Origin of the sequence: Streptomyces sp. NPDC099050 (assembly GCF_044759865.1) — a bacterium.
GTDB lineage: Bacteria > Actinomycetota > Actinomycetes > Streptomycetales > Streptomycetaceae > Streptomyces.
On record NZ_JBIWAE010000040.1, the window covers coordinates 33,055 to 51,190 of the forward strand.

Here is an 18,136-nt window from a genome sequence, read left to right on the forward strand (position 1 = left end):
GTCATGCCCCAGGGGTAAGCCTTCGGCTCCTTCACGCCTCGGGCACGCCGGGTACGTCCATCTCGGCTAAGGGGCTCCGGGCCGCGTGATCGGCGGCACGCTGCCGCCCGGGCGCTCGGCCATGGCGTGGGTGCCGGGCTGCGAGTCGTTGCAGTCCCCGACACGGTGACTTCGCCGGCGGCTGGCCGACGGGCAGGACGCACGTGATCTCGGTCCGCCGCTTGCTCTCCGGTGCGCTGCACCGGGGACGGTCAGCTCTTCCCCTGCGGGATCAATGGCTTGGCCGTCCCTGCCCTCCGCCCCGCTAGGCGAGCGGCGACGGCCACCCGGCAGCGGAATCCGTACGGTCCCGGCCGCGCTGCGCCCGGTCCTCGATGAGGCGGCGGAAGCCCGCCAGCGCGTACCGCTCTCCGATCGCCGAGCCGGGCCCCGGGATGCCGACCACCTCGGCCATGCACTGCTGGGGCTGCGACTGCCAGCCGGTAACCAGCACCCGCAAGCCCAGGCACTCCGCGCGCCGGTGCAGATCCAGGAGGAGCAGCAGCCCGTCACCGTCCATGACCGCGACGCCGTGCAGGTCCACCAGAAGGTCCCGCTGGCAAGCAGTGACACCGTCCAGCGCTTGCTGGAGCGTTTGGTCCGCGGCCCCGTCGAGTTTGCCGGTGACTCTGACCAGGACCGAGCTGCCGCAGTGCTGAACGTCGACAGTGACCAAGACATTCTCCTCCGCCGCCCGCACGCGTCGGCGCCCGCGGGCCTCCATCCTGGCGTGGCCCGCCCCCGGCCGATGCGCGGCTCGCTGAAGAGGGGAGGGCAGACGACGGCCTGATCGGTTCGCCGGAAGGAAGGGAGCGCGTTGTGACTAGTACGGCTGAACGGAGACCGCCCACCGCGAACGAATCGGTGGGTGTGCTGGTCTCGCGCGCGTCGGAGCAGATCTCCGAACTGATCCGACGGGAGATGCGGATCGCCCGGGTGGAGTTGGGCGGGACGGGTAAACGCTTCGGGACGGGCGGCGGTCTGCTCGGCGCCGCAGTACTGGCGGCGATCGCCGGGGTGTCGGCGGTGGCCGGCAGGAAGCAGCTCGAACGGGCTTTCAGCTTTCCCACCCGAGCCCGAGCAGACCGTGAACAGCGTCAAGGCCGTTGTGGTCGAGATCAAGGAGAGGGCCCACCGATGACGAACCAGCCGAACCAGCCGAACCAGCCGAACCAGCCGAACCAGCCGAACCAGCCGAACCAGCCGAACCAGCCGAACCAGCCCCACAACAGGGACTCCACCCCCTCGTCCGAGGAACCGAGCCACCGGATCGAGCACACCCGCGATGAGCTCGGCGAGACCGCCGAAGCCCTCGCGGACAAGGCCGATGGCAGGGTCCAGGGCGAGGGGAAGGCCGCCGATATCAAGGCTCAGGCCATGGACGCGGCGGCCGACGTCAAGGCTCAGGCCCAGGACCTCACGGCACAAGCCACGGAGAAGGCGTCCGTGATGACGGAGCAGGCCGCGAACTTCGTGAAGGACAAAACACCGGACCCGGTACTCGAGGAAGCAGACCGGGTTGCCGCCAGGGCATGGGCCATCCGCACTCCGCTGATCGCCATCGGCACGGCCCTGATCGTCGTCCTGGTGGTGCGTCGTGGCCGGGGGCGCAAGTGAAGGCGTCCGGGGTCGCGTACAAGCCGGTCGGGCTGGCACTGGGGGCGGCAAGCGGCATGCTCGCCGCGATGGCGTTCAAGCACGCCTGGAAGGTGATCGAAGGGGAGGGCAACGCCCCAGAGGCCACAGATGAGGACCGCTCCTGGAAGGAGATCCTCATAGCGGCCGCCCTCCAGGGTGCCATCTTCGCCGTCGTGAAGGCGGCCGTCGACCGGTCCGGGGCCGTTGCGACTCGGAAGGTCACGGGCTCCTGGCCGGGGTAGGCGCGCGCGGCGACTGGCGGGGCCCCGAAGCCGGCGGCCGGAGCCCACACGGCCGGCTCGCCGCCGCGCCCTTCGATCAGGCCGAAGGGCGCGGCCGGGCGCCGAGCCACATGGAGCCCTCGCTCGGGCTCCGGGCTACCAGGGGGTTTCGGCGTAGATGGTCTTGCCTCCGTCGGGGGTGGGTTCGGTGTGGGTGTGGGTGGTGAGGTGGTTGATCAGCAACCATCCCCAGCCGCCGCTTCCGTCGGTGTGGGGTGGGCGTGGCCGAGGTGGGTGGGGGCTGGCGTCCGTGACGCGGATCTCGATGTGATCCTCGCGCAGTTCCAGGTGCAGGGTGCAGGGTCCGCTGGTGTGGCGGATCGCGTTGCTGACGAGTTCGGCGACGATCAGGAGCACCGCATCGGCGCTTTCGGGGTGGGTGGGGGGCCTCACGCGCGCGGCGTGGTGGAGGAAGCGGCGGGTGGCCTCGCGTGCTGATGTCGTGGGCTTGCCGGTGCGTGACACGGGCTGGTCGAGAACGGGGGCGGGGGCCACGGCTTCTCCTTCCACGTGCTGGGCCTACAAGACACCTGCCCCTTATGTGCCTAATTACCCCACTCTGTCGCGTCGTGGAGATCTTGCCGCCCCAAGATGTGGGGGCCGTGCCAGTCCAGGCACAGGACGGTGGCGTCGTCTTTCGGCGGCTCGCCGCCATAAGCGCCGCTGACCGCGGCGACCAGGGTGCGCACGACTTCGCGCGGGTGCTCGGTGGCGGTCTTGCGCAGAAGCGCGGGTAGGTCGACGGTTGCCGTGCACCCCGCGGTCGCTTCGTACGGCTCCGCCGGGCTCTTCCGGCGCCTCGTGGGACTGCCACGGTCCATCTGGCGTCGACCAGCAGGTTAGCGGCGACGAATCCGTCGGGGCCGGCGCCGATCACCACCGCGTTGGGGACGGAGTACGCACGGAGTACCTCGGCGAGCGGCTCCTTCCCGAGCCTGGCCAGGCGGGCGAGAGCATGCCCCGGCGCTCGAGCTGGAGGAATATCCGCGGTGCTGAGGGCCTTGAAGGGCGCTTCCAGCTCCAGTTCCCTGCTGCCGGTTCTCCGGTGGCGGACGGTCGTGACGCCCTGCCCTCGGTCGTTCACGGCCCCAGCCGGGTCGTGTACCGCAGCTGAGAGCCCCGGCACAGGGCTATATGTGGCCCATAAGCCTGAGGCCCATCGTTCGGGAGCGGGCAGTCACGACCTTGAGGGGGGTGAGGCATCGGTGAGGTCGGCCCCAGTGGCGGCGTCGCGCTCGGAGTTGGCCACGCCGTGCCAATCCAGGCACATGACGGTCGCGTCGTCGTCCAGATGACCATGGCCGACGTCGACGATCGCACTGATGAGGGTGCGGGCGGCTTCGCGGGGATGCAGCGCGCGGGTGCGGATGATCAGGTCCGCCAGGTCGAAGCTCTGGGCATTGCGCTCCAGCATGCCGTCGGTCAGCATGACCAGCCGATCACCCGGCCGCAGGTCCAGCGACTGCACGCGGTAGGCGTAGTCGAGCGAGGCGTGGAAGCCGAGACCGAACGGCAGGTCGACTTTCGGAACGATCTCCCGCACTTCCCCGTCCCGCATCAGCAGCGGCCAGGGGTGCCCGGCATTGACGAACTCGGTCTCGCCGTCGAGCAGGCTGATGCGCAGCAGTTGGCCGGTGACGTAGCCCTTGCGGCCGTGTTCGCGCATGGCTCGGTCGGCCTGCCGAGCCTGTTCCGCCAGGTCGGCGCCCGCCCGCCGCGCGCGCCGCAGCGCGCCCACTACGAGGGTTGCCAGCAGCGCGGCGCCGACATCGTGACCCATGGCGTCGGTCACGGAGAGCTGGACCGTGTCCCGGTCGATCACGTAGTCGAAGGTGTCACCTCCCACGTGGTCGGCGGGTTCCAGTGCCCCGGCCACCGCGAACTGCGCCGCCTCGCACGCGAGTGATGCCGGGAGGAGCCGGTGCTGGATCTCGGCGGCCAGGCTCAGCGGCGTGGTGCGGCGGCCCCACTGGTACAGGTCGGTGAAGGACCGGTTCGCGATGACGATGTACGCCAGAGCGTGTGCGGTCTCGCTGATCTCCCGCATCACTTCCGCGCCCGGTGCCGCGTGCAGGAACAGTTCGAGGAGTCCGATGGCGTCCCCGCGGTTGGTCACCGGAGCGACCACCCGCACCAGTTGCCCTTCGCCCGGCTCCTCCACCCGGGGCTGCTGGGTGCGGATCACGTCGTCGTACAGGGTGCCCCGGAGCGGAATGCGCCGGGCCGGCTCGTCGGTCTCGACGCTGCCCGCGGTACCGATCCGTACGACCGAACTGCCGGTGAAGTCAGCGATCAGGAACGACACCGACGCGGCCCCGAGGTGCTCCCTGAGCATGCGCGCGACAACGTCGAGCGACTCCACGGGTGCCGCTGCTTCGGCCGCCTCCAGCGTCCCCGCCAGAGTCATCGGCTCAGCCCGCCGACTCCCGTCCGCGCCGTCCGGACCTGCTGCGCTCACAGAGACCCTCACTACTTGATGACGCTCGACTCCGTCCCGAATGCTCGACGGACCCGCGCCAGGGTGGCATCGGACTCACATTGCACCACGAGGGACCCCCAGGCCCGGCTGCGTTGCACGGCACCAGTCCTCTCGGGCCTCGCGGGCCGCGCGGAGCGTCGGAGTCGGTCAGGACTTGTCGTCGGCGTGTGCCGCGGAGCGCCTCTGTTGAGGACAGGACCCCTGCCTCACGGGAAATGATCAAGGGCTCGGGGCGTTTGGAAATCTCCGCACGGCGCAGACGCTCACTAACACCAACTTTATCCACTGAGGCAGGAGACGCATCATGGGCATTCTGGCCTGGATTCTCATAGGGTTGCTCGCGGGCATCATCGCCAAGGCGCTCATGCCGGGCAGGGACCCGGGCGGCATCATCATCACCATGCTCATCGGCATCGCCGGCGGCCTGCTCGGAGGCTGGCTCGGCAAGGTCATCTTCGGCGTCGACTCCATCGACGGCTTCTTCGACCTCTCCACCTGGATCGCCGCCATCGTCGGCTCCCTCATCCTCCTGACGGTCTACCGGCTGGTTACCGGGAACAGGCGCCACGCCTGACCGACGCGTCCCCCTCGTACGGAAAAGGCTCCCCCTCTGCCGAGGTGGGAGCCGTTTCCGCATCTCCCGATCTCCGCGAACATGCCGTGCCCCGCTGGACGCCGACGGCCTCGGTTGACGGCTTGAGTTCGAGTTCAACTCTCGACCTCCAGCGATCGACGGCCGCCCTCTCTCGGACTTGACCCAAGAGGTGTGCGGGAGAATAGACGGGGCAGGAGGAGGTCAGGGCGGGAGGCGAATTCCGCCCAGTAGGCAATACGGAAAAGGTAGACAGGCGGGGAAATCAGTTCCCTTCCCTCTCCCATTGACCGGAGGAGTTGTTTTTCGCATGACTGAGAATTTCTGGGGTTACCGAGAGACCGCCGGCCGTCTGGCTGGTGCGGATCTGGCGGGATACAAGGTCGAGGCGACGGACGGTTCCATCGGCAAGGTCGACAAGCACTCGGACGAGGTGGGCTCGTCCTACATCGTGGTCGACACCGGTCCGTGGATCTTCGGCAAGGAAGTGCTGCTGCCGGCGGGCACGATCAGCCGGATCGACGCGAGCGACGAGAAGATCTACGTGGACCGGACGAAGGAGCAGATCAAGAACGCTCCCGAGTTCGACAAGGACAAGCACCTCGGTGACGCCGACTACCACCGCGAAGTCGGCGGCTACTACGAAGGCCCGCACCGTATGTAGCTCGCGCGGAGCCGGATGAGTGAGACGGGGGCGGCAGCCAATCGGTTGCCGCCCCCGTCGTCATCTCTCGATGCCCGGTGCGCGCCCCTCTCGCGGGCCCGAGGGCAGCGGTGCGGGATCCGACCGGGCAGGTGGGGTGATCATGGGACGTGCGGGTGGCCGCAGGAGGTGATCACCTTCGGGGTCGAGGTGGCCACTCCCGTCTGCTGGAATCTCGAGGAAATCGGGGGACACCTGATCAGGCCTGTCGATGCCGGCCGTGGCGCTTCGGCCCGGGTGTCTCGCAGGATCTGTCAGTCGGTCGGGTTTTGAGGCTTCGCGTTGCCGGGGCCTGCGGCGGGCTGCTCGTCCTCCTCGCTCCCGATGCCCTCGCTACCGCCCTCCTCTGGTCCGTCGAGCCGAGGCGGTTCACCCGCTGCGCCCGGGAGGTCAGGGGCGCCCGGGCCGAAGGGGGGCAGGTCAGGGGTGATCGCGTCACGCCTCTCCGGAACACGGTCCGGCAGCTCAGGCTCCGACGGGGCATTGCGCATGGCAGATCTCCTTGCGGGCGGGCGGGCGGGCGGGCGGGCGGGCAGGCGGGTCGGCTGGGCTTCGGCAACGGGAGACCGCATGGCGGAGCGCCGGTTGCGTAAGTGGTGGGGGATGTGCGCTGCGCTGCGGGATCCCGCGCCGCTCACTGCCGCGGGCTTCCTCAGCAGGCTTGTCGCCGGGATCAGACCGGTCAAACGGGGCAGCGCCCAGCTTTCGAGAAGCCTGGTACCTGCGCACCTCATCCAGCTCAGGCCCAGGCCCAGGCTCAGGCTCCGGCGGTGATCTCCGCGCAGCGGGTGGCCACGGCGCCGAGCGTGCCCTCCGCGCGCAGCAGCGCGCGCTGGACGTGCGCCCCGTTGCCGTGCTCCAGGAGGCGGGTGATGCCCTCCCCGACGCGTTCGTCGTCGCCGTGGTCGGCCAGGGCCTCGCGTACGTAGGCGTGGAGCGCTTCGACGGCCACGGCGGGCGACGTCTCGCGCATCGTCCGGGGGTCGATGAGCGGGCCGTCCAGCCCGGAACGGCCGGCGCGCCAGGCCGCCAGCCGAAGCAGGCCCGTATTGATCCGAGCAGGGGGCTGTCCGTCCTGCCAGGCGCGGGCGGCCGTCTCGACCAGTCCGCGTACCAGGGCCGCCAGCAGGACTGGTGTCGACGCGTCCAGGCAGACGTCCGCGACCCTGACCTCCACCGTCGGGTAGGCGTCGGACAGGCGGGCGTCGAAGTACATCATCCCCTTGTCGCGCAGTACGCCGGTGTCGAGCATGGCGCGCACCTGCTCGTGGTAGCGGTCGGCGGACCCGAAGAGGTCCGTGGGCCCGGCCGAAGGCAGCCGGTTCCAGACCCGGCTGCGGTAGCTGGCGTACCCGCTGTCCTCACCCTGCCAGAAAGGAGAGTTCGCACTCATCGCGGTGAGTACGGGCAGCCAGGGGCGGATCCGGTCCAGGACGGCGACGCCCTCTTCGTCCGACTCGACCGACACGTGGACGTGGCAGCCGCAGGTCAGCTGCTCCTGCGCGGTCAGGCCGAACTGCTCGCCGACCCACTGGTACCGCTTGCCCGGGCTCAACGAGGGCCGGACCGGCAGCGGGGAGGTGCCGAGGGCCGCGACGAGCGCCCCGGCGGACGCGGCGTGCCGGGCGGCTTCCCTCCGCCAGCGGGTGATCTCTTTGAGGAGCTCGCCCATTTCGGTCACCGGCTTGGTGGCGAACTCCAGCTGCTCCTTTTGTAGTTCCTTCTCAAAGGTGTGCCCCTGCGGTTCGTCGCACGCCGGCTGCCGTTCGACGGACCGGTCCGCAGCCGCCAGCACGGCCCCCGACAGGGCCAGCGGCTCACCGCTGCGGGCGTCCACCAGCAGCAGCTCTTCCTCCACGCCTACGCTTCGCATGCCGCCGCCCATCGATCCGCTCTTCACGTCACCTCACGCCTGCCCTGTCCCATCCCGACCATGCGGCGCCGACCAGGTGGTCAGTCTGCTGTTTGCGGGCCGTGATCCGGGTCAAACGAGGAAGGGCAAGGAGTTCCCCGTCCCTCAGGGAGTGATCAGCTGTGTCGAACGACGAGAAGAGCCGGGCCAAGACCGAGCAGGCCAAGGGCAAGGTCAAGGAGACGGCCGGCCGCCTGGTGGGCAACGAGCGACTGACGGCCGAGGGTCGTGCCGAGCAGGCGAAGGGCGACGCCCGCCAGGCCAAGGAAAAGATCAAGGACGTCTTCAAGCACTGACCGCACGCCCGGCGTCCACCGCCGCGGTCCCGGACCCCGATGGGTCCGGGACCGCGGCGCGTCCGAACCGATCGAGGGAGGGCTCCCGCATGACGTTGCCGGGGGAAGGCAGAAGGAAGGCCGGGGGCGGTGCCGCGACGCTCGGGCGCGATGTGGTCCTGGCCGTGGGACTGGCGGGGATCTGTGTCGGCGGCCTGGCCGTCTTCCTCAAGACCGCCACGGGGGCATGGGCCGTACCCGTCGCCGGCGCGGTGGTCCTCGCGGTCGGGGTGACACTGGCCAAGTGGACCGTGTCGCCCGGCCGGCGGCGCTCCACCGCCCCTCCGGCGCCCATCCCGTACCAGCGCAGGGATCCGCTCTCCACCGAGGTGACGGCGGTACCGGACGTGCCCGCAGCCGGAGGGGTGCCGGAGGTCGGTGTCGATGCGCTGGACCACGCCGCGGCCGACGCCGACGGCTTCGAGCACGCGATAGCCGCGCTGTGCGCGCGTGACGGCTGCACGCCCGTGGAAGTGGTGGGCGGTGCGGGCGACTTGGGGGCCGATGTCATCGCCACGACCCCGGACGGACTGCGGGTCGTCGTTCAGTGCAAGCGCTACGCCGACACCCATCGCGTCGGCTCGCAGGACCTGCAGCGCTTCGGCGGCACCTGCTTCGCCGTTCACGACGCCGACGTGGCGATCGTCGTCACCACGAGCTCCTACACCGCCCCGGCCCTCGAGTACGCCGCCGCATGCGGCATCGTCTGCATCGACGGCGAGGCGCTGGCGGCCTGGACGGACTCGGCCGCGGCCCCGCCCTGGGAACCGGACAGCCGCGATGTAGCCGCGCGGATGTCCACAGCCTGACGAGCCGCACCGGCCCCACCACGAAGACCCTCCTCGACCTCGAGGCTCAGGTGTCCAGCAGCCGGTTGACCAGTGAGCGGTAGGCCCGCAGGGCCTGCCGCAGGTCCTCGGTGGCCACCTGCTCGCCACGGTCCCATTGCTTCTCCAGCCCGCTCCGGTGTTCGGAAAGGGTGCCGGCGAACGTCTGCATGACCTCCGCCACCAGGGTGTCCGCCGACCGGACCGCCTCCTGCGGGTCGTCCACGAACCGGCCCTGGATCTCGCCCCATTGCGTGCGATAGCGCTCGGCCTCGGCGGCTCCCAGCAGCGGTTCCTCCTCGGTCCCGGCCGCGATTACGGACTCTGCCGGGTCGGGTTCCGGTACGTCCCGGGGTACCGGAACCGGTTCCCATCCGGCTCCCTGAGCCCCTTCGGGGTCCCCGGCGGGCTGGGGGGCCGGGAATGTGCTCGCATCGCGAACCTGGCCCGCATCGCGCCGCTCGTCCGTGGCCTCGCCCGGGAAGAGGGGAGCGTCGCTGTCAGCGGACGGCTCGGGGCGTGCGAGGTCCTCCGTGGTCAGGACGGGATCCGGTGCCCGTCCCGCCGTGTCGTCGTGGTTCTGCATGTTATCGGCTCCTCTGGTCGGCGAGCAGCTCCTCGAACAGGGTGCGGTAATGGACCATCGCCCCGCGCAGCTCCTCTGTCGTTGCCTGTCCCGCGTCGCTGCGCACCTTCGCCGCGTGCGCGGCCCGGTACTCCTCCAGCGTGCGGCCGTGCTCCACCGAGAGATCGCGCAACTGGTTCTCGTACCCCTCGGTGGGATAGCCGAGCTCACCCATCAGCCGGGTCACCAGCTCGTCGGCACCTGCCACGGACCCCTCGGGCCGGTCCACGAACTGCTGCTGCACACCGGCCCACTCGTCTGCGTACTGCTGTCGGCGGTCGGGGGAGAGCTCCTTGATGTCGAGTCGGTCGTGCCGCTCCTCACGGGCGCGCAGGTCCCGCTCGGCAGAGCGCTTGTCGCCCTGTTCCTCGACGGTGCGCTCGTACTCCGGCCCGAACCGTTCACGCAGGTGGTGGCGTCGTCGGGACAGCGTCCACAGCAGTGCCGTGAGCGCGAGCACGACGACCGCCGCCACGACGATGACGACTATCAGCGAATTGGTTGACATCTTCTGCCTCCGTCCGGGGGCTCATCGTGTCTGTACACGCGGCTGCCCCGCCGGGTGGCGCGCAAACGAACGGGACGCGGACCGGGCGGACGCCCTCGCGAAGTCTCCGAAGACGGTTCCGAAGGGTCGAGGTCCCGGACGTGCACCCAGCGGCCTCCGGCCCGCGCGCGGCGGCCCGCACCGCGTAGCCGCCCGAGGGGCGACAGCCGGGCCAGGTGCTGGTTTCCCACGCTAGAACCCTTCCGACCGGGAATCCGCCGTGGGGACGGCGTCCACGTGTCCGGGCGATCAGGCCGGGCATACGCGGGACAGGGGACGGCCGCAGGACGGCCGGTCCGGCCGGTCCGCGGACGGGGCGACCGCCCCGCACGAACACGGTGAGTCAACGGTCGGAGTGAGGCAGCAGTGAACGTGATGGGAGAGGCCGAGGGCGACCCTCGGCGCGTGCGCGGGCCGGTCTTGGGCCAGCGCCGCCGGCTCGCCTTGCACAGGGTCCGGGGCGCGGTGGGCAAGGGCCGTGACTTCACCCGCCGGACCCTGCGGGACTGGGGGTGGGACGGACGGGAGAGCGCCGAGGACGCGCTGCTCGTCGTCTCCGAGCTGGTCACCAATGCCGCCCTGCACGCGGACGGCTGCGAAGAGCTGGTACTGACCGCCGGCGAGACCCTCCGGATCGAGGTGCTCGACGGCATGACGGAGCCGCCGCGGCCCGGGGCCGTACGCCGGCCGGGCGTCCCCGGCGGCCACGGCCTGCACCTCGTGCGGCGGCTCTCCGACCGATGGGGCACCTACCCCGCGGGCGCGGGCAAGGTCGTCTGGGCGGAGATCGAGTCCTCCCGCCTGGCCTGCGGGCGCGGGGACCGAATGCCCGGGCCCCCGGCCCCGTGCACAGGGTGAAGAGCCCCGAAGCGGCAGACCGGAGGGCGTACGGGAACCCTCGCGTCGCCGAACCAGCCCACGCGGCCGGCCGTGCGACGGCCGGTCACGGACACTGGTCCCACTCACTTTCGGACAGCGGTCCTACGGTGCGCGTACGGGCGAAGGCCCAGGGCACACGCGGGTCATGACCGTACTCAAGACAAGCGTGCTCGTCCTGGACTGTGCCGACCCCGAACCCCTGGCCAGGTTCTACGCCGAACTGCTCGGAGCCGGAGCCGGTCCGGCCATCGGGGACGGGGACGGGGAACTGATCCTCGTCACCGGCGGCACCGGCGTGGTGCTCCTGGGGATCCGGCGCGATGCGAACCACCTGCCGCCGAGCTGGCCGGCGCCGGAGGACTCCCAGCAGACCCATCTGCGGATCCTGGTGGCGGCCGAGGACCTCGACGAAGCCGAGCGGGAGGCCGTGTCACTCGGCGCGCGCCCGCTGGCGGCCGAAGACGACGGAACCCGGCTGGACGACCGTACGACGCTGCGCCGGTTCAGCGATCCGGCAGGGCACGCCTTCGTCCTCGCGGCTGTACGCGAGGACCCCGCCGCCCACGGCGCCGACGGGTGACGCGCGGGGTGCTCGCTCCCTGACGGAGTCCGGCTCTTGAGGACGAGGGTGCGCGCCTCATGGAACGTTGTCCGGCAGGTATTCGATCGCCGCCCGGGCGGACGGTCCGACCGTACGAGCGGGCGTGCGCCGGACCGGTCAGCGACCGGTGGGCCTGCCGGACTTCAGTCGGGATGCCTCGATCTCCGCCCAGACGGCCTTGCCGTGCTCGTGGGCGTGTGAGCCCCAGCGGTCGGACAGGCGCTCCACGATGTACAGGCCGTGGCCGCCCGGGATGCCGCGCTGCGGAGCCGGGTGACGGCTGGGCAGCGTGGTCGCGCCATCGTAGACCTCGATGCGGAGGGTTTCCCCGGCCGTGAGGACGAGCTCGTGACAGCCGTCCGCGTGCAGGGAGGCATTGGTCAGCAGCTCGGACACGAGGAGCAGGGCGTCCTCGGCTGTCTCAGTCCCGTCCCAGCCCCAGTCCCGCAGGGCCTCGCCCGTGAAGTCGCGGCCTTTGGCCACGGCGCCGCGGACGCCCCTCAGGGCGAGTCTGCGGCGCTGTCCTCCGGTGGGAAGGCCCGCGCTGAACGGATCACCCGTTTCAGGTCCGATGGTCGCCACCGAGGTCTTCCACCCCCACGTTGGTACTGGTCTGTGTTCCCTGGCCCCGCCCGTGACAGTCTAGGCCGCCGTTCTCACGTCGTTGCCATGTGGAGCCGCAGGGTGAAGGCCGTGTCCGTGGCGCGGACCTCGACCAGATCGCAGAGCTGGTGGATCATCCACAGGCCGCGGCCGCCGTTCGTCGTCGCGAGGGAGGGCCGGCGCCGCCCCGCCAGGGGGTCGGCCAGGTGGCCGCCGTCGTGGATCTCGGCGACGACTCCCACCCGGGCGCCGCTGGTGGTCCACAGGCGCAGGGTGCCCTTCCCGCCTCCGTGGGAGAGGGAGTTGGCCGCCGCCTCGCTGACGGCCAGGACGAGATCGCTGCGGCGGGCCGGGGCCAGTGCGGTCCCGCGGGCCCAGGCCTCGGCGTACTCGCGCACCTCGGCCAGTCCTCCGTGGGCGTACGCGAACCGGGCCGCCTCGCCCTCGGGTTCGGGCAGCGGCCGGTCGCAGTCCGCGGACACCCGCGCGGCGTCGGTGTAGGCCGGGCTCGGCAGGTCCTGGCCGTCCTCGATCAGCGTGGGGTGCGTGCGCCGTGCGTCGGCCAGCACCGCGGGAGCCAGCCCCTGTACGTCATAGGGGCACAGGATGGTCGCCTGCCGGCCTGAGAAGGCCGTGTTGATGAGGGCTTCGTGGCGCGTGGCCTCCAGGACCTCGGCGGGGGAGCGGCCGGGCCAGATCGGCTCTCCGACGATCCGGGCCGGCCGGCTCACGTGCAGGTCGGCGAAGTCCTGCAGGGCGGCCAGGATGCGGCCGGGATTGCGGCCCAGCTCCGTCATGTCCGTCCAGGTGACGCCGGCGGCGTCCGCGCCGAGGCTCTCGCGCAGGGAGTCCAGGTGCGGACCCGGCACGGCGACGAGCACCGGCGCGCCGGCGGAGAGGGAGTCGCGTACGAAGCCGCCCACTCCGGCCACGTACTCGGGGAGGTCCCGGTAAAAGAGGGCGGGGTGGACGAAGGCCCCGTGTGCGGCGGGCGCGGGAAGAGGGATCATGCTGCGACCTCCAGCGCGGCGCATTCGTCCGGAAACATCTCCACGACCTTGCGGAGCGAGTGCGGCGGGTCGTGGAGCAGCAGGCGCCTGCCCTGCCCGTTGAGGGCGGCCGCCACCCCTACGAGGGCGGCGACCGCGGCCGTGTCGAGGAAGACCACGGCGGACAGGTCGAGGTGGACGACGGGGCCGGGAATCCCCGTCACGAAGCCTAGGGCGGCCCCCAGGGCTGGACGGGAGTCCAGGTCGCAGCTGCCGCTCAGCCGCGCTCCGGGCCGGTCCCGCAGCGGCTGGGCGGTCAGCGGCGTCGCGGGCGCCGCAGGAGTCGCCGGGTCCATTCCCCACTCCGTCCTTATTCTGCCCCTACTCCGTCCCTACTCCGTGAGCATGCCGGTGCGCAGCCGGGCCAGCGTGCGCGACAGGATGCGCGACACCTGCATCTGGGAGATGCCCAGCTCGGCGCCGATCTCGGCCTGGGTCTGCTCCTGGCCGAATCGCATCCGCAGGATGAGCCGGTCGCGTTCGTCCAACTGCTCCAGCAGGGGCGCGAGGGTGTGGAAATCCTCGAAGAGCTCCATGCCGGGGTCGACGGCGCCGTGGCGTTCCGCCACCGGCCGGGCGCTCCGGCCCGCCGAGGACGCCTCGTCGCCGTCGGCGGTGGCGTCCAGGGAGCTGCTCGTGTAGCCGTTCGCGGCCACCAGCCCGTCGATGACCTCGTCCTCGGACAACTTCAGGTGGAGGGCCAGCTCCTTGACCGTCGGCGCCCTGCCCAGGTCGTCGCTCAGGGCCTCCTGGGCCTTGGCGAGTTCCGTACGCAGCTCCTGCAGGCGGCGCGGTACGTGCACGGCCCAGGTGGTGTCACGGAAATGGCGCTTGATCTCACCGATGATGTAGGGGAGCGCGAGCGTGGAGAACTCGACCTCCCGCTCCAGGTCGTAGCGGTCGATGGCCTTGATCAGGCCGATGGTTCCCACCTGGATGATGTCGTCCATGTCGAGACCGCCGCCGAGGACGCGGGCGCGGAAGCGCCGCGCGGCGAACTGGACGAGCGAGAGGTTCATCTCGATCAGGGTGTTGCGCGTGTACTGGTACTCGCGCGTCCCCTCCTCCAGCGTGCGCAGTCTCGCGAAGAAGTGCCGCGACAGCTCACGGGCGTCAGCCGGCGCCATCTCGCGGGCGTTCTCTACCTCGACGTGGTCCAGGCGGTCGACGTCCCGCGTTGGCGCTCCCACGATGCCCCGGTCACAAGCGGGGGCTTGTACGTCTGTAGCGCGAATGGGTCCCATGACGGTGGCCGAGCGATACATGGTGGCCACTCCCTCCCGATTGGCTGACGGCTGCCCGGGCGCTTGTGCCCCGGTTCATCGGTCCTACACCCTTCGCACGGAATCTTTTCGTTCCCGGGCCATCCGGTGCGTCCCGGCGGCCCGCACCGCGCCCTGCGGTGAACGAGTCGATCTAGCGACCAGGCATACTCCCTTGACGACGACGTTACAGGTGGCGAGCCGGGAGGCGGGCATGACCGGAGCAGGGGACGAGTTCCAGCCAGGTGTGGTCGGGGACGGCTACCCGGCGGGGAGCGGGTGGGTGGTGGCGGCCCGCGGAGAGCTGGACCAGGACACGCTGGCTCCGCTGGAGGAGGCTCTCGTCTCCGCCGCGGACCGGTACCCGTTGGTGGTCCTGGACGTGGGGGCCGTCACCTTCGGCGACTCCTCCTTCTTGAACCTGCTGCTGCGACTGCACCACCTCACGGCCCTGCGCATCGCCGCCCCGGGCGAGCAGTTGCGCCGGCTCTTCGCCGTGACAGGTGCCGATACGGTCCTTTCCGTACACGCGAGCGTCGAGGACGCCCTCGGGGCGTGAGCGCGCACCGGTCAGCCGGTGTACGGGCCCGTCGTGTTCGGACCGGCCGGCGGTCTCCGGATACCTCGGGTACGTCAGCGGCCGTGCGGTCGCGCTTGACCGGCATTCCGGCCTGGCGCGACTGCTCGGCCTTTCCAGGCTCCGTGTGGATTCCCGGCGGTCAGGGCTCGGTGCCGGGGAGGAGGCGGAAGACCTGGTCCAGGCCGATGATCCGCAGGACGCGCAGCGTGTGCGCGGGGACGCCGGCGAGCGCGATGTCGGCTTGGGCGGCCTGTACGTGGTTGCGGGCGGCGATCAGCGCGCTGATGCCGCTGGAGTCGCAGAACTCCATGCGGGCGAGGTCCAGGACGAGGAGCCGGCCCGGTTCGATGTCGAGCGTGCCGAGGACGTCACGCAGGTCGGGGGCGGTGGTGTAGTCGAGTTCGCCGATGATCTGCAGGACGGTGCCGGTCGGGGAGTCTCGGGTGGTGATCTTCAGTGGTGTCATCGCTGGTTCTTCGTCGTGGGGACGCCGAGGGCGAGAAGGGCGGTGTCGTCGTCGAGGCCGTCGCCGAAGCCGTCCAGCAAACCGGACAGGGCTTCGATGATCTCGGCCGGGGGCCGGCCGGCGTGGCCGGTCGCGAAGGCGTGCAGGGCCTCGTCCCCGTACAAGGAGGTGCGTCCTTCGCCGGTGCGGGCTTCGGTGAGGCCGTCGGTGTAGAGCAGGAGGGTGTCGCCGGGGGCGAGCGTGGTCGTGGCGGTGGTGAAGTGCGCGTCCGGCAGGATGCCGACGAGGAGGCCGCCCGGGGTCGTCAGGAAGTCGGCTGTGCCGTCGGCGCGCAGGAGGAGGGCCGGCGGGTGGCCGCCCGAGGCGAGGACGACGGCGACGTGCCCCGTCGCCGGGGCGGTTTCGAGGATGCCGAAGACGGCGGTGCAGTAGCGGGGGTCGCCGCCGCTGTAGCGCTCGTGGAGCACCTTGTTGAGGGTCGACAGGGCGGACACGGGGTCGGGGTCGTGCAGGGCGGCGGCGCGCAGGGTGTAGCGGGTCAGTGAGGTGACCGCGGCGGCCTGGGGGCCCTTGCCGCACACGTCGCCGAGGAAGAAGGCGAAACGCCGGGCGTTGATGGGGAAGACGTCGTAGAAGTCGCCGCCGAGCCGGTCGGTGGACGCGGTGCGGTAGTGGGCGGCCGTCTCCATCCCGGGGATGGCCGGCAGGGTTTCGGGCAACAGCGACTGCTGGAGTACCGCGAGGGCGTCCTGCAGCCGGGCACGGTCGATCTCAGCTTCCCTGCGCGCGTCCTCGGCCGCTTTGCGGGCCCGCAGGAGTTCCTCCTCGTAGGCGCGGCGGTCGCGGGCGTCGAAGACGGTGGTGCGGATCAGCAGCGGCTCGCCCGTGGCTCCGCGCTTGACCACGGAGGAGACCAGCACGGGCAGCCGGACGCCTTCGGCCTGTCGGATCTCCAGGGCGACGCCGCCGATCTCGCCCCGCATGCGCAGCATCGGTGCGAAGTGGGTCTCGTGGTAGAGCTTGCCGCCCATGGTCAGCAGGTCGGTGAACCGCATCCGGCCCACCACCGCGTCCCGCTGGAGGCCGAGCCAGTCCAGCAAGGTGGTGTTGATCTTGGCGATGGTGCCGTCCATCAGCGTGGACAGGTACCCGCACGGTGCGCTCTCGTAGAGTTCCTCGGCGCTGTCCTCCAGCAGGCCGGCGAAGGCCGCGTCCGGCGTCTCCTCTTCGCCGGCGCCGTGTGGGTCGGGCTGCTGCTCTGTGCGGCACATCAACGCAGGCCTGCCAGGAACCCGGTGAGCGCCTCGTTGGTGGCCTCGGGAGCGGACAGGTGCGGGCAATGCCCGGTCGCGTCAAGGGTGATGAGCGTCGAGCCGGGGATTGCCTTGTGGACGAAGGCGCCGACCTCCCGAGGTGCGATGGCGTCCTGCGTGCATTCCAGCACCAGCGTCGGCACGCTCACGTTCCCCAGCGCGTCCCTCGAATCGGACAGGAACGTGGTCCGGGCGAAGACGCGCGCCATGTCCGGGTCGGTGGCACAGAAGCTGTTCGCCAGCTCCTCACCGAGCGCGGGCTGCTCCGCATTCCCCATGATCACCGGCGCCATCGCCGCCGACCAGCCCAGATAGTTCGCTTCCAGCGACTCCAGGAGCTCGTCGATGTCCTGTTCGCTGAAGCCGCCCCGATAGCCGTCGTCATCGATGTACCGGGGGGAGGGAGCGATCATCGCCAGCGCACCGATGCGCTCCGGGGCCCTCCCGGCCGCCAGAACACCGACCATCGCGCTGACGGAGTGCCCCACGAACACCGCGTCGCGCAGGTCGAGCGCTTCGCACACCTCCACCACGTCCTGGGCATAGCCGTCCAGGGATCTGTAACGGTTCTCCGCGAACGCCGATAGATCTGAGCGGCCCGAACCCACGTAGTCGAACAGCACCACCCGGTAGTCATCGGTCAGCGCGGGTACGGTCAGCCGCCACATGTTCTGGTCACAGCCGAACCCGTGCGCCAGCACCACCGTCCGGCCTTGCGGGTTGCCGGCCACGGTCACGTTGTTCCTGTGCTCTATATCCATGTACCGCTGCTTCCCAGGAGTCACTCGCCTACCCCGTGTGTTGTCCGATCCCCCACGCCCCACCCGTCGCCTTCACATGTGTTCTCGGCCGACTGCGGGTACGCGGAAGGCCCAAGCGGCGCGTGCCGGTCGGGCCCTCTTCGTCGTTCGGGTGGCGGTAGGTGCCGGGCCCACCGGTCAGGCGGTGACGGGGGTGCCGAGCATCGCGGAGGCCCGCTGGAGCGGACTGGGCGCGTGCGTGGCCACGGCGGTCCGCGGAAGGCTTTCACGGCAGGTGAACCCGAGCTGGGTCATGGCGCGGAGGACTTCGCCGGCGCTGAAGTCGCGGCGGTCCTGGCGGGTGATGACCTGGCCGACCTGTTTGACGGGGTAGGTGCGCCGGCCGATGATCACGGACTCGCCGATGACCTGCTCGGGCTTGATGCCCTTCATGGACTCCAGGACGCCGCTCTTGGTGAGGTCGAACGGGAAGCGGGCGATGACACAGCGCATGTTGCCTCACAGAGTGAAGAGGTGAAGGGTCTTGCCAGGGTGGGTGGTTCAGCGGGCGAGGGCGAGGACGCCCAGGGCGCTGCCTTGTTCATCGACGACGGGCAGGGCGGTGACGTTGCGGTAGCGCATCGCGTGCTCGGCCTCGGCCATCG

23 protein-coding genes and 2 pseudogenes are annotated in these 18,136 nt (G+C 70.7%); 9 read left to right on the plus strand and 16 right to left on the minus strand.

Going from position 1 to position 18,136, the window contains the following annotated elements:
- Window positions 1-304: 304 nt before the first annotated feature.
- Window positions 305-715, minus strand: a complete 411-nt coding sequence (locus tag ACIQV3_RS38045) for an STAS domain-containing protein (protein ID WP_403721206.1) — start codon at window positions 713-715, stop codon at window positions 305-307.
- A 194-nt stretch (window positions 716-909) separates the two neighbouring features.
- Here ACIQV3_RS38045 and ACIQV3_RS38050 point away from each other — a divergent pair, with 194 nt between their 5' ends.
- On the plus strand, window positions 910-1,656 hold the full coding sequence (locus tag ACIQV3_RS38050) for a phage holin family protein (protein ID WP_403721208.1): 747 nt from the start codon (window positions 910-912) through the stop codon (window positions 1,654-1,656).
- The gene (locus ACIQV3_RS38055) at window positions 1,653-1,919 is read left to right on the plus strand and encodes a DUF4235 domain-containing protein (RefSeq protein WP_403721210.1); all 267 of its coding nucleotides are present in this window, start codon (window positions 1,653-1,655) and stop codon (window positions 1,917-1,919) included. The genes ACIQV3_RS38050 and ACIQV3_RS38055 overlap by 4 nt, the downstream gene beginning before the upstream one ends.
- A gap of 135 nt (window positions 1,920-2,054) precedes the next feature.
- Here the strand turns inward: ACIQV3_RS38055 and ACIQV3_RS38060 are convergent, their stop codons facing one another.
- The 4 genes and pseudogenes from ACIQV3_RS38060 to ACIQV3_RS38075 all read right to left on the minus strand — a co-directional run bounded on the left by ACIQV3_RS38060 (window position 2,055) and on the right by ACIQV3_RS38075 (window position 4,365).
- Complete coding sequence (locus ACIQV3_RS38060; protein WP_403721212.1) at window positions 2,055-2,453, minus strand: ATP-binding protein; 399 nt, start codon at window positions 2,451-2,453, stop codon at window positions 2,055-2,057.
- A 50-nt stretch (window positions 2,454-2,503) separates the two neighbouring features.
- A pseudogene (locus ACIQV3_RS38065) lies at window positions 2,504-2,704 on the minus strand (hypothetical protein); the annotation flags it as partial.
- A gap of 4 nt (window positions 2,705-2,708) precedes the next feature.
- Window positions 2,709-2,901: pseudogene (locus ACIQV3_RS38070) on the minus strand (NAD(P)-binding protein); the annotation flags it as partial.
- Window positions 2,902-3,135: 234 nt separating this feature from the next.
- Window positions 3,136-4,365, minus strand: a complete 1,230-nt coding sequence (locus ACIQV3_RS38075) for a PP2C family protein-serine/threonine phosphatase (RefSeq protein ID WP_403721214.1) — start codon at window positions 4,363-4,365, stop codon at window positions 3,136-3,138.
- A 376-nt stretch (window positions 4,366-4,741) separates the two neighbouring features.
- On the opposite strand from ACIQV3_RS38075, the gene ACIQV3_RS38080 reads away from it, so the two are divergent.
- A complete protein-coding gene (locus ACIQV3_RS38080) occupies window positions 4,742-5,011 on the plus strand; it encodes a GlsB/YeaQ/YmgE family stress response membrane protein (RefSeq protein WP_403721218.1) in 270 nt (89 codons plus the stop codon).
- Window positions 5,012-5,339: 328 nt separating this feature from the next.
- On the plus strand, window positions 5,340-5,693 hold the full coding sequence (locus tag ACIQV3_RS38085; RefSeq protein WP_403721220.1) for a PRC-barrel domain-containing protein: 354 nt from the start codon (window positions 5,340-5,342) through the stop codon (window positions 5,691-5,693).
- 796 nt (window positions 5,694-6,489) lie between these two features.
- Here the strand turns inward: ACIQV3_RS38085 and ACIQV3_RS38090 are convergent.
- A complete protein-coding gene (locus ACIQV3_RS38090) occupies window positions 6,490-7,605 on the minus strand; it encodes a glutamate--cysteine ligase (RefSeq protein ID WP_403721222.1) in 1,116 nt (371 codons plus the stop codon).
- 161 nt (window positions 7,606-7,766) lie between these two features.
- Between ACIQV3_RS38090 and ACIQV3_RS38095 the strand changes: the two genes are divergently transcribed.
- Together ACIQV3_RS38095 and ACIQV3_RS38100 are read left to right on the plus strand one after the other, a co-directional pair.
- Window positions 7,767-7,940: a CsbD family protein gene (locus tag ACIQV3_RS38095; protein WP_403721225.1), complete on the plus strand. Its 174-nt coding sequence runs from the start codon at window positions 7,767-7,769 to the stop codon at window positions 7,938-7,940.
- 89 nt (window positions 7,941-8,029) lie between these two features.
- Window positions 8,030-8,788: a restriction endonuclease gene (locus tag ACIQV3_RS38100; protein WP_403721228.1), complete on the plus strand. Its 759-nt coding sequence runs from the start codon at window positions 8,030-8,032 to the stop codon at window positions 8,786-8,788.
- Between the two features lie 46 nt (window positions 8,789-8,834).
- Here ACIQV3_RS38100 and ACIQV3_RS38105 read toward each other — a convergent pair whose 3' ends face one another.
- Together ACIQV3_RS38105 and ACIQV3_RS38110 are read right to left on the minus strand one after the other, a co-directional pair.
- A complete protein-coding gene (locus ACIQV3_RS38105) occupies window positions 8,835-9,392 on the minus strand; it encodes a hypothetical protein (RefSeq protein WP_403721231.1) in 558 nt (185 codons plus the stop codon).
- A 1-nt stretch (window position 9,393) separates the two neighbouring features.
- Window positions 9,394-9,939 carry a hypothetical protein gene (locus ACIQV3_RS38110; protein WP_403721234.1) on the minus strand — a complete coding sequence of 182 codons (546 nt, stop codon included), beginning with the start codon at window positions 9,937-9,939 and terminating at the stop codon, window positions 9,394-9,396.
- Between the two features lie 414 nt (window positions 9,940-10,353).
- Here ACIQV3_RS38110 and ACIQV3_RS38115 point away from each other — a divergent pair, with 414 nt between their 5' ends.
- Window positions 10,354-10,836, plus strand: a complete 483-nt coding sequence (locus ACIQV3_RS38115) for an ATP-binding protein (RefSeq protein WP_403721274.1) — start codon at window positions 10,354-10,356, stop codon at window positions 10,834-10,836.
- 166 nt (window positions 10,837-11,002) lie between these two features.
- Window positions 11,003-11,437 carry a VOC family protein gene (locus ACIQV3_RS38120; protein ID WP_403721240.1) on the plus strand — a complete coding sequence of 145 codons (435 nt, stop codon included), beginning with the start codon at window positions 11,003-11,005 and terminating at the stop codon, window positions 11,435-11,437.
- 138 nt (window positions 11,438-11,575) lie between these two features.
- Here the strand turns inward: ACIQV3_RS38120 and ACIQV3_RS38125 are convergent, their stop codons facing one another.
- From ACIQV3_RS38125 to ACIQV3_RS38140, 4 genes are all read right to left on the minus strand, one after another.
- Window positions 11,576-12,040 carry an ATP-binding protein gene (locus ACIQV3_RS38125; RefSeq protein ID WP_403721245.1) on the minus strand — a complete coding sequence of 155 codons (465 nt, stop codon included), beginning with the start codon at window positions 12,038-12,040 and terminating at the stop codon, window positions 11,576-11,578.
- Between the two features lie 74 nt (window positions 12,041-12,114).
- Complete coding sequence (locus ACIQV3_RS38130; RefSeq protein ID WP_403721248.1) at window positions 12,115-13,071, minus strand: anti-sigma factor RsbA family regulatory protein; 957 nt, start codon at window positions 13,069-13,071, stop codon at window positions 12,115-12,117.
- The gene (locus ACIQV3_RS38135; RefSeq protein WP_403721251.1) at window positions 13,068-13,406 is read right to left on the minus strand and encodes an STAS domain-containing protein; all 339 of its coding nucleotides are present in this window, start codon (window positions 13,404-13,406) and stop codon (window positions 13,068-13,070) included. The genes ACIQV3_RS38130 and ACIQV3_RS38135 overlap by 4 nt, the downstream gene beginning before the upstream one ends.
- 36 nt (window positions 13,407-13,442) lie before the next feature.
- A complete protein-coding gene (locus ACIQV3_RS38140; protein WP_403721276.1) occupies window positions 13,443-14,237 on the minus strand; it encodes a SigB/SigF/SigG family RNA polymerase sigma factor in 795 nt (264 codons plus the stop codon).
- Between the two features lie 349 nt (window positions 14,238-14,586).
- On the opposite strand from ACIQV3_RS38140, the gene ACIQV3_RS38145 reads away from it, so the two are divergent.
- Entirely contained in the window at window positions 14,587-14,931 is a 345-nt protein-coding gene (locus ACIQV3_RS38145) for an STAS domain-containing protein (protein ID WP_403721255.1), read from the plus strand.
- A gap of 160 nt (window positions 14,932-15,091) precedes the next feature.
- Here ACIQV3_RS38145 and ACIQV3_RS38150 read toward each other — a convergent pair whose 3' ends face one another.
- The 4 genes from ACIQV3_RS38150 to ACIQV3_RS38165 all read right to left on the minus strand — a co-directional run bounded on the left by ACIQV3_RS38150 (window position 15,092) and on the right by ACIQV3_RS38165 (window position 17,984).
- Window positions 15,092-15,418 (minus strand): STAS domain-containing protein, encoded by a 327-nt coding sequence (locus ACIQV3_RS38150; RefSeq protein WP_403721258.1) that lies wholly within the window; start codon window positions 15,416-15,418, stop codon window positions 15,092-15,094.
- Window positions 15,415-16,689 (minus strand): PP2C family protein-serine/threonine phosphatase, encoded by a 1,275-nt coding sequence (locus ACIQV3_RS38155; RefSeq protein ID WP_403721262.1) that lies wholly within the window; start codon window positions 16,687-16,689, stop codon window positions 15,415-15,417. The genes ACIQV3_RS38150 and ACIQV3_RS38155 overlap by 4 nt, the downstream gene beginning before the upstream one ends.
- Window positions 16,689-17,492 (minus strand): alpha/beta fold hydrolase, encoded by an 804-nt coding sequence (locus ACIQV3_RS38160; RefSeq protein ID WP_403721278.1) that lies wholly within the window; start codon window positions 17,490-17,492, stop codon window positions 16,689-16,691. Before ACIQV3_RS38160 ends, ACIQV3_RS38155 begins: the two co-directional genes overlap by 1 nt.
- Before the next feature lie 177 nt (window positions 17,493-17,669).
- On the minus strand, window positions 17,670-17,984 hold the full coding sequence (locus ACIQV3_RS38165) for an SCO5918 family protein (RefSeq protein WP_403721266.1): 315 nt from the start codon (window positions 17,982-17,984) through the stop codon (window positions 17,670-17,672).
- Window positions 17,985-18,136: the final 152 nt, after the last annotated feature.

Excerpts from the sequence above, each read along its gene's own strand:
- ACIQV3_RS38075 (WP_403721214.1), bottom strand. The coding sequence starts at position 4,365 with ATGACTCTGGCGGGGACGCTGGAGGCGGCCGAAGCAGCGGCACCCGTG.
- ACIQV3_RS38115 (WP_403721274.1), top strand. The coding sequence starts at position 10,354 with ATGGGAGAGGCCGAGGGCGACCCTCGGCGCGTGCGCGGGCCGGTCTTG.
- ACIQV3_RS38165 (WP_403721266.1), bottom strand. The coding sequence starts at position 17,984 with ATGCGCTGTGTCATCGCCCGCTTCCCGTTCGACCTCACCAAGAGCGGC.
- ACIQV3_RS38105 (WP_403721231.1), bottom strand. The coding sequence starts at position 9,392 with ATGCAGAACCACGACGACACGGCGGGACGGGCACCGGATCCCGTCCTG.
- ACIQV3_RS38100 (WP_403721228.1), top strand. The coding sequence starts at position 8,030 with ATGACGTTGCCGGGGGAAGGCAGAAGGAAGGCCGGGGGCGGTGCCGCG.
- ACIQV3_RS38160 (WP_403721278.1), bottom strand. The coding sequence starts at position 17,492 with ATGGATATAGAGCACAGGAACAACGTGACCGTGGCCGGCAACCCGCAA.
- ACIQV3_RS38080 (WP_403721218.1), top strand. The coding sequence starts at position 4,742 with ATGGGCATTCTGGCCTGGATTCTCATAGGGTTGCTCGCGGGCATCATC.
- ACIQV3_RS38130 (WP_403721248.1), bottom strand. The coding sequence starts at position 13,071 with ATGATCCCTCTTCCCGCGCCCGCCGCACACGGGGCCTTCGTCCACCCC.
- ACIQV3_RS38110 (WP_403721234.1), bottom strand. The coding sequence starts at position 9,939 with ATGTCAACCAATTCGCTGATAGTCGTCATCGTCGTGGCGGCGGTCGTC.
- ACIQV3_RS38155 (WP_403721262.1), bottom strand. The coding sequence starts at position 16,689 with ATGTGCCGCACAGAGCAGCAGCCCGACCCACACGGCGCCGGCGAAGAG.
- ACIQV3_RS38090 (WP_403721222.1), bottom strand. The coding sequence starts at position 7,605 with ATGCGAAGCGTAGGCGTGGAGGAAGAGCTGCTGCTGGTGGACGCCCGC.
- ACIQV3_RS38135 (WP_403721251.1), bottom strand. The coding sequence starts at position 13,406 with ATGGACCCGGCGACTCCTGCGGCGCCCGCGACGCCGCTGACCGCCCAG.
- ACIQV3_RS38150 (WP_403721258.1), bottom strand. The coding sequence starts at position 15,418 with ATGACACCACTGAAGATCACCACCCGAGACTCCCCGACCGGCACCGTC.
- ACIQV3_RS38140 (WP_403721276.1), bottom strand. The coding sequence starts at position 14,237 with ATGGCGCCGGCTGACGCCCGTGAGCTGTCGCGGCACTTCTTCGCGAGA.
- ACIQV3_RS38120 (WP_403721240.1), top strand. The coding sequence starts at position 11,003 with ATGACCGTACTCAAGACAAGCGTGCTCGTCCTGGACTGTGCCGACCCC.
- ACIQV3_RS38145 (WP_403721255.1), top strand. The coding sequence starts at position 14,587 with ATGACCGGAGCAGGGGACGAGTTCCAGCCAGGTGTGGTCGGGGACGGC.
- ACIQV3_RS38085 (WP_403721220.1), top strand. The coding sequence starts at position 5,340 with ATGACTGAGAATTTCTGGGGTTACCGAGAGACCGCCGGCCGTCTGGCT.